This is a genomic window from Streptomyces sp. YGL11-2 (genome assembly GCF_050054615.1).
GTDB lineage: Bacteria > Actinomycetota > Actinomycetes > Streptomycetales > Streptomycetaceae > Streptomyces.
The window spans coordinates 230,024-245,026 of sequence record NZ_JBNHIN010000002.1 but is presented as its reverse complement, the minus strand read 5'-3'; the positions used below and the strand labels follow the sequence as shown (position 1 = coordinate 245,026).

The window sequence follows — 15,003 nt, the reverse complement described above, 5'->3', positions numbered from 1 at the left end:
CCCCCCCCCCCTCCGCCGTTACGGACGTGCCGTACGCCCGGACCTCAGAGGTACGGGCCCGAGCGCGCACCGCTGTGACCGGGGTGGTCCTCATGGCCTTCGATGGGGACACCGGGCGGCAGGGCGCGGCGCATCTGCTCCAACTGGGCGCGCGCCGCCATCTGCTGGGCGAAGAGCGCGGTCTGGATGCCGTGGAAGAGCCCCTCCAGCCAACCGACCAGCTGAGCCTGGGCGATCCGCAGCTCCGCCTCCGTCGGCACCGACTCATCGGTGAACGGCAGCGACAACCGCTCCAGCTCCTCGACCAGCTCGGGCGCCAGCCCGTCCTCCAGCTCCTTGACCGAGCTGGAGTGGATCTCCTTGAGGCGCACTCGGCTCGCCTCGTCGAGGGGAGCGGCCTTCACCTCTTCCAACAGCTGCTTGATCATGCTGCCGATACGCATGACCTTCGCGGGCTGCTCGACCATGTCCGTCACCGGAACCTCACGGGGCTCGTCGCCCTCGTCCCCGCCACCGGCGCCGGCGCTGCCGAGCGCCATGCCGTCCGGGCCGACAACCAGGACGTGCTGGTTCTCCTGCGACCGTTCGTTCATCGGCATATCCATGCCGCCATTCTCTCGTACGACAGGTCCAGAACGGTGGTGCCCCCGGGAGAAGGTGATCCACCTTTCCGGGGCGGCAAACCTCCGATACCGCGTGACATCGGGGCCCATCTGGAAATTTCGCCGCTCCGTTTCACGTGAAACCGCGGGATTCTCCTGTTTCACGTGAAACGGGCGAGCGCCCCATTTGACATGAACCCGCGGATTCGCATGTTCCACGTGAAACCACGGAGCTACGGCGGTTTCACCTGAAGCCTGGCCTCCAGGACCGTTTCACGTGAAACGGCGATCTCGCACGCGTTTCACGTGAAACACGTGCTCAGCGCCGGCGCAGCCGGAGGGCGAGGAAGGCGAGCCCCAGGCCGGTGAGCGCCATTCCGGCGCCCATCGGAAGGACCCGCTCGACGCGGGCCGCCGGGGCATCGAGCGCATACGGGCTCTCCGCCGGTGCCGGTCCGGCGGCGTCCGGGGCCTGCTCGGGCGACGGCAGCGGCCGGTAGGGGCTCGGGAGCGGACCGGCACGGTCGCGATCGCGTGAGGTCGACGGCTGCTCCGGGCGGGCGGGCGCCGCGCCGGGATCCGTACGCGCAGCGCTGTGGCGCGGCACGGGAGCGGAGCTGGGGGCCGGCTGCCGGCTGGGGGCGGCTGTGGGCGGACTGGCGGGCTCGGAGCGGTCCGTGTCCCGGGGGTCGGCGTCGCGGTCGGCGGGGTCCAGGGCGAAGGGCCGCGGCCAGTGCAGGTGTGGACCGAACGGGTGATGTGGGTGGTGGCGGCGCCACGCAAACAGGAACGGGCCGCCGGGGTGGTGCGAGAACCCGGGAAGGGTGCCCGGCAGCGCGAAGAGGTGGTCCGGCAGGTCCCGGAGGTCGTCGGCACTGGGGAAGTCCAGCAGGCGCACCGGCACCCGCGGGCGTCCGGGATAGCCCGCCCTCGCATGCCCTACGGCCAGCGGGGGTTCCGACGCGTGGTCGTCCTTCGGTCCGTCGGGGCGGGCGGCCGGTGTGGCACGGACGTCCACGGCCAGCGCGGTGCCGGCTGTCATGGGGAGGGGTAGGGCGGCGGCGACCACCAGCAGTCCGGTGGCAATGCGCGAACGGAGTCCTGGTACGACCACAGTGCCCCTCCCGTGCCGAGCCGTCGAGTGACGTGCCCAGCGTCACACGGCGGAATATCCGCGGCATCTTGAGCAGGTCGCACCGAGTGACCTGCCGGCAGGGGGGAGGGGCACGGGGCGGCAACGGCCCCAGGCGCTACGGGCGGTCGGTTCAGACGGTCAGCACGACCTTGCCGACGTGGGTGCTGGCCTCCAGGATCCGGTGCGCCTCGGCGGCCTCCGGCATCGGGAGCGTGCGGTCCACGATCGGGCGGACCTGGCCGTTGCCGATCAGCGGCCAGACGTGCTCGCGGACGGCCGCGACGATGGCCGACTTCTCGCTCACCGGGCGGGCCCGGAGGCCGGTGGCGGTGATCGCGGCGCGTTTGGAGAGCAGGGCGGCGAGATTCAGCTCCGCCTTCACTCCGCCCTGCAGGCCGATGATCGCGAGGCGTCCGGCGACCGCCAGTGCCTTGACGTTCCGCTGGAGGTACTTGGCGCCGATGATGTCGAGGATGACGTCCGCGCCCTTGCCGTCGGTGGCCTTGCGGATCTCCTGCACGAAGTCCTGTTCGCGGTAGTCGATGAGGACGTCCGCGCCCAACTCGGCGCAGCGGGCCAGCTTTTCGGGGCCGCCCGCGGTGACCGCGACCCGGGCGCCGACCGCCTTGGCGAGCTGGATCGCCATCGTGCCGATGCCGCTGGCGCCGCCGTGGACCAGCAGCGTCTCCCCAGGCCGCAGGTGCGCGATCATGAAGACGTTCGACCAGACGGTACAGGCGACTTCGGGGAGCGCGGCGGCCGTGACGAGGTCGAGTCCGGGCGGCAGCGGCAGCACCTGACCCGCCGGCACGGCGACCTTCTCCGCGTACCCGCCGCCCGCCAGCAGCGCACACACCTCGTCTCCGACCGCCCAGCCGTGCACACCGGGACCGACCGCGGCGATCCGCCCCGAGCACTCCAGACCGGGGTACGGGGAGGAGCCGGGCGGCGGGTCGTAGAAGCCCTGGCGCTGGAGCAGGTCGGCGCGGTTCACGGCGCTGGCCGCGACCTCGATCAGGACCTCGCCCTCGGCGGGCTGTGGGTCGGGCACTTCGGCCCAGACAAGTGCTTCGGGGCCACCGGGCTCGGGGATAGTGATCGCTCGCATGGGCGCGAGGCTACTCGCCGACCGGCCGCGGGGCGACGGTGCGGGTCGGCGTCGCGGCAGGTCGGACGGATCGGGGCCCTGGAGAAGCCGGTTGCCCGGCCCGCCCGGCTGCTCCTTATTCGTCCGCCCGGCGCATCGGGGCGACGCCGGTGCCGGGCAGCGTCGGCATGGCGGGACGGACGGGCGGCCTGCCGAACTGGTCCGGCTCCTGTGCCGAGGCGGCCCGGACGATGGTGATCAGCCGGTCCGCGGCCTCCAGGGGGCTCGCCTCCGGGTCGTCGTACCCCAGCAGCCGGTGCCCCCGCAGCACCGAAACGACCAGGTCATCGGTCTCCCGTACGGACCGGCCGACCTCCGCCTTGACCACCGGCCGTTCCACGAGGTCGAGACCGCTGCCCTGCTGGATCAGGTCCTCCATGACGGTGCCCGCGCTGGGACTGTGCACGGAGAGCCCCAGCAGCCGACCGGCCGCGCTGGCCGAGGTGATCACCGCGTCGGCGCCGGACTGCCGTAGCAGCGGCGCGTTCTCCTCCTCCCGTACCGCGGCGACGATGTTGGCCCGCTTGTTGAGCTGACGGGCGGTCAACGAGACCAGCACGGCGGTGTCGTCGCGCTGGGTGGCGATCACGACCTGGTGCGCGCGCTGGATCTCGGCCCGCAGCAGGACGTCACTGCGGGTCGCGTCGCCGACCACACCCGCGAACCCCTCGGCCACCGCCGCGTCGACCACCTTGCTGCTGGGGTCCACGATGACGATGCGGTCGCGGGCCAGGCCCGTGGCGCAGAGGGTCTGGACGGCGGACCGGCCCTTGGTCCCGTAGCCGACGATGACGGTGTGATCGCGCAAGGCGCTTCTCCAGCAGTGTGACGAAAGAAACCTGAGTTCATGGACAACGAGCTTGTGCAGCGGGCCCGTTGGGGCGAGCTCAAAGGTCAGAACTGGGCCGGTCTTGTCCGTCTCTCCTTCGAGGCCGACGAGGGGTCCGCCGCTGCTGAGAACGACGCTACCGACAACACGGAGACCAAGCCCGCCTTCGGCGCCTGACCCTCAACACCGAACGGCGCCCCCTGATCCTCGAAGAACTGCGCACCGGCGCCGACCGCGCCCAACTCACCTACCACGTTCCCGCCGAGAGCCCCGGCGCACTCCACGCCGTCCAAGCCGGCAGCCGGACCGCCACGCACGCGGCGATCTCAGAAGCTCACCGGCAGTTCGAGTGGATCCGTACCGGCGACCCGGACCCCGCCTGGGAGTCGTACCGCGACGAGACCAAGCTCATCGTGGACACCGGCATTGCACACGGTCAGCTCGGCGAAGCGGCAGCCGCTGAACCCCTGATCGCAGAGGCCATGCGCAGGGAGCACGGCTCCAACCAACCAGGGCGGGCCTTCCTCGCATTCCGGCCGGCCCGTACCCAACTCCGACTCGGCAAGCTCGACGAGGCATGCCACACCGCTACGGAAGCCCTGGAGCCGGCGTCCGCGGTTGCTTCCGAACGGCTGGCCGGCCACCTGAGGGAGTTCTACGGGCAACTGACTCCGTACCGCGGAGAGCCCGTCGCCGCCGTCTTCGAAGCACGCCTCAGGGAAGTACTCCCCGCCTGAATCTGTGCCCCTCTCGCCAGGTGGGCCCCCAGCACCCCAGACGGGGTCCGCGCCGACCCCGAGGCGCCGAGTCGGAGGCAATGCGGCCCGGCAGCCTAGGGGAGGCGGGCCAGCAGGTGGGCGTCGAGGAAGCCCCGCTCGGAGGCCGGGTCGTGGAGCAGCCGGGCGAACGGGACGAGCCCGGCCCCGGCCAGCAACTCGGCGAACCGGTCCACCGGCCAGCTATAAGCGGGCGTAACCTTGTGGTCGAAGCGGACCGTCTCCGGTCCGTCGGTCCCGAAGAACGAGACCAGAAGCAGGCCCCCTGGTGCCAGGACACGCACCTGCTCGGCGAGCAGCGCGGGTAGTTCCTCAGGAGGGGTGTGGATCATCGAGTAGTGGGCCAGCACGCCGCCGAGCGCGCCGTCCTCGACCGGCAGGGCCTCCATCCGCGCCTCGTCGAACCGCAGCGCCGGATGGGCCCGCCGGGCGTGGTCGATCATGGCCGGGGAGAGGTCGAGCCCGAAGGCGTCCAGCCCCAGGTCGTGCAGCATGGCCGTCAGATGTCCGGGCCCGCACCCGACGTCGGCTGCCCGCTGGTTACCCGTCTCGCGCACCAGCTCGGCGAAGGTGCCGAGCATGGCCCGCGCGAACGGCTGCGTCTCCAGCCGATCAGCGAACATCGACGCATACAGCTCGACGATCCCGTCGTAGGCCGCCCTGGTCTCGTCCTGGTGCTCCACCACGGGGAACGAAGCTAACAGCTGCACGTCCGCGGCCGTTCTCCGGCCCCGTGCCGATCCCCGCCCCTCGGGCCTGTCCGGTAGGTCGACGGACGAGTGCGTCCCTGAGCTGCTTCGCCTGGCTCTGTCAGAGACCGGGCAGGCATTCCCCTGTCTATGCCTGCCCGGTGTCGAACCGGCTGATCCTGCCGTCGTCCACCGTGAAGCGCCACGCAGTTCGCATCGCGCCCCACGTGCTGTTGGTGAAGGTGGCGACCAGCTCAAGCCCGTCGGCGGACTCCGACTCGATGTCCATCCGGCCGTCGGCGGAAAAGATCTCTTTGTCCACCCACGCGGTGAGGTCGCGATCGGTACCGTCGTCGGACATGGTGGCGTCGGGTGTGAGGAGGGCGTCGAAGCCATCGCGATCGCCCGCGTTGATCGCGTTCACGAATGCCTGCACGGTTGGATTGCTCACGGTTTCTCCAGAGGCTCGGGTACGGGGTGCCTCTTCCCTTCACCTGCACATGACACACCGCCGCGTCCTCCCACCGGGTGACGCGGCGTACGCCCCACCGCGGCCGGGCAGCCAGCATCGGACATGCCCCAGGGCGGTCTCTGGAACGCCGAAACGAAGTCGAGGGGACGATCAACGCCCTCCAGAACTCCCGTACCGTAGCCACGAGATACGACGAGAGGGCCTATGTCTTCCTCGTCCGCCGGATAGGCCGGCGATGCCGAGGGTCAGTTCTGGTTCACCGGCCAGACTGCGGCCGGGTCGCAGTGGGCAGGGCAGGCCAGCAGATAGACCTCGTTGCTGAGGAAGAGCCCGTAGGCGTTGGCGTCGACGCTGTAGGGCTGCTCTGGTTGGCCGGGGTGGACGGCGAATTCCATGCCCTCCGGCACCTGGCAGAGGTACACCAGCTCGGCGCCGCACGCGCACCGGTAGAACTCGGGGCCCTGCGCCCAGGATGGCGCACCGCCCACTTTGAACGTCTGGGCTCCCAGCCCTCGCGCGTCGGGGCTGTCCACGAAGGGGCGCAGGGTCAACGGTCGGGCGCACACGGATGGTTCTGGCTCCGCCGCCGGCAGCGTCGCGTGGCGCTGGAGCAGCAAGCTCCAGAACGGACGCGGATAGGGCGGCTGTGGAGCGTCCCAGTACCGGGGCACGAGTCGCCCGTCCGTCAATTGCGGGTCGGATGCGTCATTGTGCGCGCGGCAGTGAAAGACCAACAGGTGGTCGCCGCCGAAAGGTTCCAGGTCCGGGGGGATATCGAGCTGGAAGAACAGCACCATCCGCTCGCCGCAGAAACACTCCGGCCACTCCTGGTCCTCGTCGAGGAAGGGCCAGCCGCCCACCGAGTTCCGTATCGGCCGGGTCAGAGGCTCGGTTCCGACCTCGATCGCGCGCGCAGGCAGCCCCGCCCGCATTTCCCGCACACCAGGTTCGACCATCCGCTCACTCTAAGGGCTGTCCGATGACTGCTGACCATGGGTGAGATGGTCACGGTGTACCTGGTGAGATCACGGCGTCGGAGCCGTGCTGGACAGCCCCTTGCGCCGGGCTGAGGCCGAATCAGTTCCGCAAGCCGCCCAACGCGCTTCGGTGAGATCGGCAGATCCGCCCAGCAATTCCCTCACTCAAAGCGGGGCACTCGCGAGTGGGGCTCACCGACAGTTCGCCAGACCGCCGTTTGATTCACCAGCGATAACGGCGGAGGTGGCATTAGTGGTGTCTTGCGGCGGATCCGGCTTATCGATCTTCTTGAGTCCAGAGCGACTTTTTCTTCTTCTCCTGCTTGTCGGAGTCATCGGCCCGCTTGGGGCTGTCCGATGTCATGTATCCAGGAGTACATCCGGATGTGACCGCATGCCTGACGGGGTACTCCGAACGGGACATGAGGCAGCCTGATCCCTGAGGATGGCCTTATGCCTTATGGACGGACTTCCGCAGAGCAAGCCGCACAAGAGGGGCCGCCCCTATGAGGGAAGAGCAACAGCCACTCCGGGACACCGGGAAGGTCTCCATCTTCCGGTCTCTCTGGTCGCGTTCACGCGCCCAGGCCGAGGAGGACGCCGAGGACGGCCGGTCCGTCGTCATGCCCGTGCAGGGCGTGAAACCGCCGCTTCAGCAAGTCTTCCGTCGGCTGGTCATGGCCCTTCTGGTGCTGGCACTCACGACGTTCGTCGTGTGGGTCGACCGTGCTGGATACCACGACAACGCCGGCGGGACCGTCGGTCTCCTCGACTCGGCGTACTACGCGACCGTGACCCTCTCGACCACGGGCTACGGCGACATCACCCCGGTCAGCGACGGCGCTCGGCTGGCCAACATCTTCGTCGTCACGCCGCTGCGCGTCCTGTTCCTCATCATCTTGGTCGGCACCACGCTGGAAGTGCTCACCGAGCGCACCCGGCATCAGGTACGCGTTCATCGCTGGCGGTCCCGTATGCGCGACCACATCGTCGTCATCGGGTACGGAACCAAGGGCCGGCACACCGTCGAAACCCTGGTCGGCCAGGGCGTCTCGAAGCAGAACATCGTTGTGGTCGATCCTCAGAAGCAGACGGTGGATGCGGCCAGCAACGACGGGCTCGTGGGTGTCCTCGGGGATGCGACCCGTTCCGACGCGCTGCGCAGGGCCGAGTTGCACCGGGCCTCGAAGGTGGTCGTCGCCACCCATCGGGACGAGACAGCCGCCCTGGTGACACTGACCGCGCGTCAGCTCAACAAGCACGCCTCCATCGTGGTGGCGGTCCGGGAGGACGAGAACATCCCGCTGCTGAAGCAGAGTGGAGCCGACACGGTCATCACAAGCTCCAGCTCGGCAGGCCAGTTGCTCGGTATGGCGATGACCAGCCCGAGCGCGAGCACCGTCCTGGAAGAACTGATGACGTACGGAAGTGGACTGGACCTCAGGGAACGCGCGGTGGCGAAGTCCGAGGTGGGACGTTCCCCCCGCGAGTGCGGTGACCTGGTCGTAGCCGTCCTACGAGGGGGCAGGGTGCTGGACTACACCGAGTCGGAGGTCGCGACGCTCCAGCTCACGGACCGGCTCATCACCGTTCAGCGGGCAACGTCCGGGGATCATGCGAGCTGAAAGCCGGTGTTCCGTTCGGCAAGGTGTTGACCCCGGCGTTTCCCTTGCCCTTGCTCGCGGGTGCGTTCGGTCAGCACCTCCAGGGCCGTGCCGACCAGGATGGTCGGGAAGACCACGCGCAGCGGCGTGACGAGCAGGATGTCCAGCAGCCGGGCGCCGGCGCTGTAGGGGACGATGTCGCCGTATCCCGACGTGGAGAGGGTGACGGCCGCGTAAGAGACGCAGTCGAGCGGATCGAGGGGCCCGCCGGCGTTGTCGTGGTACCCCTTGCGGTCGATCCGGACGATGAAGACCGTCGCCACGAGCACGAGCAGGGCCATCAGCAGCCGGCGGGCGACCTGCCGTATCGGCGCCTTCGGAGTGCGGCGGGGCAGGATCACCCGGTGGGGCCGGTCCTCGGGAAGCTCACGTGCGCGGTGTCGTGGGACGGGAGCTTCACGCGGGGCCTCCCGAAGGGCCTGCGGCGTCGTAGGGCGCACCGGGGGCGGTCCAGCCCGCTGACCAGCTCGCCGGCCAGGGGAGTTCGAGGAGTTCGACCTCGGCGCCGTACTCCGCGCCGCCGGGCGGGACCACGGCCATCGCGTCGGCGGCGGCGATGCCGCGCAGCATGGCGGGACCCTGGAAGTGCAGCGGTGTGGCCACCAGTCCGTGCCGTTCGTCGTCGCGGTAGGCGACCGGGACGAGACGGGTGTCGTGCGGATGGCCATGGACGACGGCGGCCAGCGGCGCGCGGTACGGGGCGCCGGGCCGGCGGGCGGCGAGGGCACGGAGCAGCGGCTCGGCGAGGGTGAGCAGGCCGGACACCGCGGCGAGGGGGTTCCCGGGGAGGCCGACGAGGTGCCGGCGCGGTGCGAGGCGGGCCAGCAGCATGGGGTGGCCGGGTCGCACCGCCACGCCGTCCACCAGCAGCTCGGCGCCCAGCCGGCGCAGGGTGGGGTGCACATGGTCGACGGGGCCCGACGCGGTGCCGCCGGTGGTGACGACCAGGTCGGCGGTGGACCCGGCGATGGCCTCGTACAGCGTGTCGGCGTCGTCGGCGAGGTGCCGCGGCGCGGCCGCCTCGGCGCCGAGTTCCCGCAGCCAGGGCGCGAGCATCGGGCCGAGCGCGTCGCGGATCCGGCCGTCCTCGGGCAGCCCCTGGCGCAGCAACTCGTCGCCCAGGACCAGCACTTCGACGGCGGGCCGGGGGTAGACGGCGAGCTCGTCGTAGCCGGCCGCCGCGGCCAGGCCGAGGACCGCGGGGGTCACCACGGCGCCGGCCGGCAGCAGGTGGTCACCGCGGCGGCACTCCTGGCCGCGCGGGCGGATGTCCTGACCGGGCGGCACCGGGCGCGGCGCGTACAGCCGGGCGCGGCCGTCGGGCAGGTCGAGGACCTCGCCGTGCTCGCTGCGCAGTACGGCGGTGGCGCCGGGCGGGATGCGGGCGCCGGTGGCGATCGGGATCGCATGGCCGTCGGGGAGCACGTCGGTCGTGGCCTGGCCGGCGAGGATGCCGGCGGACGGGCCGGGCTCGCCGTCGTCCTCCACGGGGCGGGCGACGCGCCAGGGGCCGGGTCCGGCGACCGCCCAGCCGTCCATGGCCGAGGTGTCGAACGACGGCAGGTCGGTGAGCGCCGTCAGGGCCGCGGCGAGCGTGCGGCCGAGCGCGTCGCCGAGCGCGGCCGTCCCGGGCTCGGGCGGCTCGGGCACCGCCCGCGCGGCGAGGTCCCGGGCCGATGGCCAGGAGGTGGCCGGGCGGCCGGCGTGCGGCCGGGCCCTCCCGGAGCCGGGCCCGGTGGGGTGGTGCGGGCCGTCCCCGCCGCCGGTGCCGCGGTCGCCGCCGGCGCCGAACGGTCCGCTGCCGCGGGCGCCGTACGGCCCGTCCGCGGCACCGGACCGCAGGCGCCCCGGTGCGGCGTCGTTGACCAGCGCGAGCGCATCGTCGAACGGGTCCCCGGTCACCTCGCGGAACGCGCCGCCGAACTCCCCGTCGGTCATTGCGCGGGCTTCGCTTCGCTGCCGGCGCCGCCCGCCTCCGCCGCCCCGGCCGCCTGTGCCTCCTCGGCCTCGGCCTCCGCGGCCCAGCGGTCGGCCAGCGCGGCGGCCCGCTGCGCCAGCTCGACCACGTCCCGGCCCTGTTGGGCCGCCGCGTAACCGACCAGGAAGGTCGTCAGCGGCGCGGCGGGGCGGGCCACGCCGTGCGCCGCATCCCGTGCGAGGTCGAGAAGCGCCGCCGTGTCGACATCGAGGTCGATGCCCAGTTCGGCCTTGACTGCCGTGATCCATTCGTCCAACACGTGTCCATGCTCCCTGATACGGGCGCGAGCCGCGCTGATGTCTTCCCAGGTGTCGCAGTCGAAGGAGGCCGTGGACGTGGCGTCCTGGACCCGCGCGAGCGCCAGCGCGGACGTCAGGCGGCGCACCGGCAGCCCGGCCAGGGTGCCGTGTTCGGCGCGCAGCAGGTCGAGTCGGCGGCGCACCGGCGCCGCACCGTACGCGGCCACCAGCGGCTGGTCGCGGCCCTCGGCGTCGCACAGCAGCGCTCCGTCCCGGGGCGCTGCGCCGTGCGCGGTCGCCGCCCGGAGGAGGTCCCGTACGGTCGCGGCCGTCAGGAACGGCAGATCGGCGGAGAGGACCAGCACCGTCGGCGCGGTGGTGTGCCGCAGCCCGGCGTCCAGCGCGGCGAGCGGGCCGCCGCCGGGTGGGTCCTCCAGGGCGTGGACGACGGCGCGGACGGTGGGGCGGCCGGGGCCGACGACGACCGTGACCGCGGCGTCGGGGCAGGCGGCCAGCACCCGGTCCAGCAGCGGACGGCCGCCGACGGACAGGGCGGGCTTGTCGGCCCCGCCGAGCCGCCGGGCCGCGCCCCCGGCCAGCACGATGGCGTCATGGACGGTGTGGTCGCTCATCCCTTGAGTATCGCCAGGGGTGACGCGATCACACAGCCCCGGACCCGGTCATCGCGTCACGGCCGGCACAGCCGGCGCGCCGCCCGCCCAGAGGGCGGCCGGTCGCGCCGGCCCGGCGGTCAGAGCCCGCGCAGCAGCAGCGCGGGCCGCTCCACGCAGTCGGCCACATAGCGCAGGAACCCGCCCGCGGTGCCGCCGTCGCACACCCGGTGGTCGAAGGTGAACGAGAGCTGGACGACCTGGCGGACGGCCAACTCACCTTCGTGGACCCAGGGTTTGGCGGATATCCGGCCGACGCCGAGCATCGCCGCCTCGGGGTGGTTGATGATCGGCGTGGAGCCGTCGACCCCGAAGACGCCGTAGTTGTTGAGCGTGAACGTGCCATGGGTCAGCTCGGCCAGCGACAGCCCGCCGGAGCGCGCGGTCTCGGTGAGCCGGGCCATCTCGGCGGACAGCTCCTCGACCGTGCTGTTCTGCGCGTCCCGGACGACCGGCACCACCAGGCCGCGGTCGGTCTGCGCCGCGAAGCCCAGATGGACGGCGGGCAGCCGGACGATCTCCTGGGCGGCGGTGTCGACGGTGGCGTTCAGCTCCGGATAGCGGGCGAGCGCGGCCGTGCAGATCCGGGCCAGCAGCGCGAGCAGCGAGACCTTGGGAGCGCCGGGAACATTCATCGCCCTGCGGGCGGCGAGGAGTTCGGTGGCGTCGGCGTCCACCCAGCAGGTCGCGTCCGGGATCTCCCGGCGGCTGCGGCTGAACTTCTCGGCGGCGGCGCCGCGCATCCCCCGGAGCGGGATCCGCTCCTCCCCGGGGACGGCCGCGGTGCCCGCACCGAGGGCGGCTCCGGCGGCGGCCGTCTCCCGCTCGCGCAGCGCCCCGATCGCGGACTCGACGTCCGTACGGAGAATCAGCCCGTCGCGGCCGGAGCCCGTCAACCCCCGTAGATCCAGGCCGTGTTCCCGCGCGATACGGCGCACCAGCGGAGAGATGACGGCGACCGTACGGGTGCCTGCGACCTCGGCTCCGGCGGTGTCCGTCCGGGTGCCGGTGGGCACGGGGGCAGCGGCCGCGGACGCGGTCGCCTCAGGGGACTTCGCCGACGCCCGCGCCCCGGGACCGGCCGGCGTCCCGGGCCGGACCCGCCGCCGGCGTGCCGCCGACGCGCTCGTCCCGTACCCGACCAGCACGTTCCCCGACCCGGAATCCGCCGCGTCCTCCCCGGCGGGGGCCGGGGGCGCCGACGAGTCCGGCTCCGCGCCCGCGGTGTCCGGTCCCGCCCCGCCGCTCGGCGCCAGATCGTCCGCCGCCCCCACGGCGACCGTCACCAGGGGGGCACCCACCGGCACTTCGGCCCCCTCCGCGCCGAAGCGGGCGGTGACCACACCGCCATACGGGCACGGCACCTCGACCATCGCCTTGGCGGTCTCGACCTCCACCACCGGCTGGTCGACGGCCACCACGTCGCCGACCTCGACCAGCCACTGCACGATCACCGCCTCGGTGAGGCCCTCCCCCAGGTCGGGCAGGGTGAACTCGCGGACCACGGCCATCACTCACCACGTCCCTCGGTCCAGTCCGACTCCCACTGGAGGCGGGCGACGGTGTCCAGTATCCGGTCCACACCCGGAAGGTGGTACCGCTCCAACATCGGAGGCGGATAAGGGATGTCGAAACCGGCGACGCGCAGCACTGGGGCCTCCAGGTGGTGGAAGCAGCGCTCGGTGATCCGCGCGGCGATCTCGCCGCCCGGGCCGCCGAATCCGCTGGACTCATGGACGACGACGGCCCGCCCGGTGCGCCGTACGGACGCGCAGACCGTCTCGTCGTCGAACGGCGTCAGCGAGCGCAGATCGAGGACCTCCAGGTCCCAGCCCTCGGCCCGGGCGGCCTCGGCGGCCTCCAGGCAGACCGGGAGCGAGGGGCCGTAGGTGATCAGCGTGGCACTGCTGCCGGGGCGCCGGATCACGGCGCGGCCCATGGGGGCCACCGGAGTCGGTGTGTCCGGCGACCAGTCGGCCTTGGACCAGTACAGCCGCTTGGGTTCGAGGAAGACGACCGGGTCGTCGGAGGCGATGGCGGCACGCAGCAGCCCGTACGCGTCCTCGACCGTGGCCGGGGTGACGACCTGGAGGCCGGGGGTGGCGAGGTAGTACGCCTCGGAGGAGTCGCTGTGGTGCTCGACACCGCCGATCCCGCCGCCGTACGGGATGCGGATGGTCAGCGGCATCGCCACCGCGCCTCGGGTGCGGTTGCGCATCCGGGCGACATGGCTGGCCAGTTGCTCGAACGCCGGGTAGGCGAACGCGTCGAACTGCATCTCCACGACGGGCCGCAGCCCGTACATGGCCATTCCGACGGCGGTGCCCAGGATGCCGGCCTCGGCGAGCGGGGTGTCGACGCAGCGGTCCTCGCCGAACTCCGCGGCCAGCCCGTCGGTGACCCGGAAGACGCCGCCCAGGGCACCGACGTCCTCGCCCATCACGTGGACGGACGGGTCCTCGGCCATGGCGTCGTGCAGCGCGCGGGTCAGCGCCTGCGCCATGGTGGCGGGCTTGCGCGCGGTCGCCGGAGCGATGGTGGTCATGGCCTGGCCTCCTGGGCGGGCGCCGCGGCGCCCGCTGCGTGCTCGGTGTGTCCCTCGGCCTCGGCGGCCAGTTCGGCACGCAACTGGGCAGCCTGGTCGCGCAGTTGGCTGGTCTGCCGGGTGAATACGTGGTCGAACAGGTCCATCGGGTCCAGCAGCGGGGTGGCGTTCATCCGCTCCCGCAGGTCGGCCGCCAGGTGCTCGGCGCTCTCCCGGGTGGTGGCGACGAAGGCGTCGGTGAGCAGACCCCGGTCCGCCAGCTCGCGCTCCATCAGGGCTATCGGGTCGTGCGCCCGCCAGGTCTCGACCTCGTCGTCGGTGCGGTAGCGGGTGGCGTCATCGGCGTTGGTGTGCGCCTCAAGGCGATAGGTCACGGCCTCGACCAGGGTGGGGCCACCGCCCTCACGGGCCCGCCGTATCGCCTCGGTGAGGACGTCGTGCATCGCGGGCGCGTCATTGCCGTCCACCAGGCGACCGGGCATGCCGTAGCCGACCGCCTTGTGGGCGAGCGACGGCGCGGCGGTCTGCTTGGCGAGCGGGACGGAGATCGCGAAGCCGTTGTTCTGCACGAGGAAGACGACCGGCGCCTGCCACACCGCGGCGAAGTTCAGCGCCTCGTGGAAATCGCCCTCGCTCGTGCCGCCGTCGCCGACCATCGCCAGCGCGACCACGTCGTCGCCCTTGAGGCGGGCGGCGTGTGCCAGGCCCACGGCGTGGGGGAGTTGCGTGGCGAGCGGGGTGCACAGGGGGGCGATGCGGTGCTCGTGCGGGTCGTACCCGGTGTGCCAGTCGCCCCGCAGGAGCGTCAGCGCCTGTACGGGATCGAGGCCGCGGGCCACGGCGGCCAGGGTGTCGCGATAGCTGGGGAAGAGCCAGTCGCGGTCTTCGAGCGCGAGCGCCGCGGCGACCTGGCATGCCTCCTGCCCTGTGGAGGACGGGTAGACCGCCAGCCGCCCCTGCCGCGTCAGCGCGGTGGCCTGGGCGTTGTACCGGCGGCCGCGCACCAGCTCCGCGTACAGCCGCTTCAGCAGTCCGGAGCCGACCCCGCGGGCGGCGTCCGTCCCCAGGAGTCGGAACGGCTCCGCGTCGGGCAGGAGGGGTGCCGGGTCTACACGGGGACGCCAGTCGGGCGGCGGTCCGGCCAGGCCGCTCGTGTGCCTGCTGCTGCCGGGCTGCTCAAGGACCGTCATGACGAGCACCTCCTCGGATCGAAGGGGCGGCGCGAGGCGCCTCAAAAGGGGTGGTGGGCGGGCGACGCACGGGCAGGATGAAGTCGGTC

At 72.2% G+C, this 15,003-nt stretch carries 13 protein-coding genes and 4 pseudogenes; 4 read left to right on the top strand and 13 right to left on the bottom strand.

The window, feature by feature from the left end; all coding sequences use genetic code 11:
- Nucleotides 1-44: 44 nt before the first annotated feature.
- The 4 genes and pseudogenes from ACO1BR_RS03435 to ACO1BR_RS03420 form a co-directional block, all read right to left on the bottom strand.
- Nucleotides 45-605, bottom strand: a complete 561-nt coding sequence (locus ACO1BR_RS03435) for a bacterial proteasome activator family protein (protein WP_426793517.1) — start codon at nucleotides 603-605, stop codon at nucleotides 45-47.
- 316 nt (nucleotides 606-921) lie between these two features.
- Nucleotides 922-1,716: a hypothetical protein gene (locus ACO1BR_RS03430; RefSeq protein WP_426793516.1), complete on the bottom strand. Its 795-nt coding sequence runs from the start codon at nucleotides 1,714-1,716 to the stop codon at nucleotides 922-924.
- 151 nt (nucleotides 1,717-1,867) lie between these two features.
- The gene (locus tag ACO1BR_RS03425; RefSeq protein WP_426793515.1) at nucleotides 1,868-2,845 is read right to left on the bottom strand and encodes an NAD(P)H-quinone oxidoreductase; all 978 of its coding nucleotides are present in this window, start codon (nucleotides 2,843-2,845) and stop codon (nucleotides 1,868-1,870) included.
- 115 nt (nucleotides 2,846-2,960) lie between these two features.
- Nucleotides 2,961-3,704 (bottom strand): annotated as a pseudogene (locus tag ACO1BR_RS03420) (potassium channel family protein); the annotation flags it as partial.
- A gap of 27 nt (nucleotides 3,705-3,731) precedes the next feature.
- Here ACO1BR_RS03420 and ACO1BR_RS03415 point away from each other — a divergent pair.
- The gene (locus tag ACO1BR_RS03415) at nucleotides 3,732-3,890 is read left to right on the top strand and encodes a hypothetical protein (protein WP_426793514.1); all 159 of its coding nucleotides are present in this window, start codon (nucleotides 3,732-3,734) and stop codon (nucleotides 3,888-3,890) included.
- 119 nt (nucleotides 3,891-4,009) lie between these two features.
- Nucleotides 4,010-4,450 (top strand): annotated as a pseudogene (locus ACO1BR_RS03410) (hypothetical protein); the annotation flags it as partial.
- 95 nt (nucleotides 4,451-4,545) lie between these two features.
- Here ACO1BR_RS03410 and ACO1BR_RS03405 read toward each other — a convergent pair.
- A complete protein-coding gene (locus tag ACO1BR_RS03405) occupies nucleotides 4,546-5,175 on the bottom strand; it encodes a class I SAM-dependent methyltransferase (protein WP_426793513.1) in 630 nt (209 codons plus the stop codon).
- A 151-nt stretch (nucleotides 5,176-5,326) separates the two neighbouring features.
- Nucleotides 5,327-5,614: a nuclear transport factor 2 family protein gene (locus ACO1BR_RS03400; RefSeq protein ID WP_426793512.1), complete on the bottom strand. Its 288-nt coding sequence runs from the start codon at nucleotides 5,612-5,614 to the stop codon at nucleotides 5,327-5,329.
- A gap of 158 nt (nucleotides 5,615-5,772) precedes the next feature.
- Here ACO1BR_RS03400 and ACO1BR_RS03395 point away from each other — a divergent pair.
- Nucleotides 5,773-5,862: pseudogene (locus ACO1BR_RS03395) on the top strand (IS5/IS1182 family transposase); the annotation flags it as partial.
- 33 nt (nucleotides 5,863-5,895) lie between these two features.
- Here ACO1BR_RS03395 and ACO1BR_RS03390 read toward each other — a convergent pair.
- Nucleotides 5,896-6,606, bottom strand: a complete 711-nt coding sequence (locus ACO1BR_RS03390) for a hypothetical protein (protein ID WP_426793511.1) — start codon at nucleotides 6,604-6,606, stop codon at nucleotides 5,896-5,898.
- A 644-nt stretch (nucleotides 6,607-7,250) separates the two neighbouring features.
- Between ACO1BR_RS03390 and ACO1BR_RS03385 the strand changes: the two genes are divergently transcribed.
- A complete protein-coding gene (locus tag ACO1BR_RS03385; protein WP_426793722.1) occupies nucleotides 7,251-8,252 on the top strand; it encodes a potassium channel family protein in 1,002 nt (333 codons plus the stop codon).
- Nucleotides 8,253-8,287: 35 nt separating this feature from the next.
- Here ACO1BR_RS03385 and ACO1BR_RS03380 read toward each other — a convergent pair.
- The 6 genes and pseudogenes from ACO1BR_RS03380 to pdhA form a co-directional block, all read right to left on the bottom strand.
- Nucleotides 8,288-8,691 (bottom strand): annotated as a pseudogene (locus ACO1BR_RS03380) (potassium channel family protein); the annotation flags it as partial.
- Complete coding sequence (locus tag ACO1BR_RS03375) at nucleotides 8,688-10,229, bottom strand: molybdopterin molybdotransferase MoeA (RefSeq protein WP_426793510.1); 1,542 nt, start codon at nucleotides 10,227-10,229, stop codon at nucleotides 8,688-8,690. The gene ACO1BR_RS03375 and the pseudogene ACO1BR_RS03380, both read right to left, overlap by 4 nt.
- Nucleotides 10,226-11,140: an NTP transferase domain-containing protein gene (locus ACO1BR_RS03370; RefSeq protein WP_426793509.1), complete on the bottom strand. Its 915-nt coding sequence runs from the start codon at nucleotides 11,138-11,140 to the stop codon at nucleotides 10,226-10,228. The genes ACO1BR_RS03375 and ACO1BR_RS03370 overlap by 4 nt, the downstream gene beginning before the upstream one ends.
- 119 nt (nucleotides 11,141-11,259) lie before the next feature.
- Nucleotides 11,260-12,690 carry a dihydrolipoamide acetyltransferase family protein gene (locus ACO1BR_RS03365; protein WP_426793508.1) on the bottom strand — a complete coding sequence of 477 codons (1,431 nt, stop codon included), beginning with the start codon at nucleotides 12,688-12,690 and terminating at the stop codon, nucleotides 11,260-11,262.
- Nucleotides 12,690-13,724, bottom strand: coding sequence for an alpha-ketoacid dehydrogenase subunit beta (locus ACO1BR_RS03360; protein ID WP_426793507.1), 1,035 nt, complete (start codon nucleotides 13,722-13,724; stop codon nucleotides 12,690-12,692). Before ACO1BR_RS03360 ends, ACO1BR_RS03365 begins: the two co-directional genes overlap by 1 nt.
- The gene (gene pdhA / locus ACO1BR_RS03355) at nucleotides 13,721-14,914 is read right to left on the bottom strand and encodes a pyruvate dehydrogenase (acetyl-transferring) E1 component subunit alpha (protein WP_426793506.1); all 1,194 of its coding nucleotides are present in this window, start codon (nucleotides 14,912-14,914) and stop codon (nucleotides 13,721-13,723) included. The genes ACO1BR_RS03360 and pdhA overlap by 4 nt, the downstream gene beginning before the upstream one ends.
- Nucleotides 14,915-15,003 lie beyond the last annotated feature (89 nt).

What these genes read in the sequence shown, in the direction of transcription:
- ACO1BR_RS03435 (WP_426793517.1), bottom strand. Translation starts at nt 605, where the DNA reads ATGGATATGCCGATGAACGAACGGTCGCAGGAGAACCAGCACGTCCTG.
- ACO1BR_RS03425 (WP_426793515.1), bottom strand. Translation starts at nt 2,845, where the DNA reads ATGCGAGCGATCACTATCCCCGAGCCCGGTGGCCCCGAAGCACTTGTC.
- ACO1BR_RS03415 (WP_426793514.1), top strand. Translation starts at nt 3,732, where the DNA reads ATGGACAACGAGCTTGTGCAGCGGGCCCGTTGGGGCGAGCTCAAAGGT.
- ACO1BR_RS03390 (WP_426793511.1), bottom strand. Translation starts at nt 6,606, where the DNA reads ATGGTCGAACCTGGTGTGCGGGAAATGCGGGCGGGGCTGCCTGCGCGC.
- ACO1BR_RS03385 (WP_426793722.1), top strand. Translation starts at nt 7,251, where the DNA reads ATGCCCGTGCAGGGCGTGAAACCGCCGCTTCAGCAAGTCTTCCGTCGG.
- ACO1BR_RS03375 (WP_426793510.1), bottom strand. Translation starts at nt 10,229, where the DNA reads ATGACCGACGGGGAGTTCGGCGGCGCGTTCCGCGAGGTGACCGGGGAC.
- ACO1BR_RS03370 (WP_426793509.1), bottom strand. Translation starts at nt 11,140, where the DNA reads ATGAGCGACCACACCGTCCATGACGCCATCGTGCTGGCCGGGGGCGCG.
- ACO1BR_RS03365 (WP_426793508.1), bottom strand. Translation starts at nt 12,690, where the DNA reads ATGGCCGTGGTCCGCGAGTTCACCCTGCCCGACCTGGGGGAGGGCCTC.
- ACO1BR_RS03360 (WP_426793507.1), bottom strand. Translation starts at nt 13,724, where the DNA reads ATGACCACCATCGCTCCGGCGACCGCGCGCAAGCCCGCCACCATGGCG.
- pdhA (WP_426793506.1), bottom strand. Translation starts at nt 14,914, where the DNA reads ATGACGGTCCTTGAGCAGCCCGGCAGCAGCAGGCACACGAGCGGCCTG.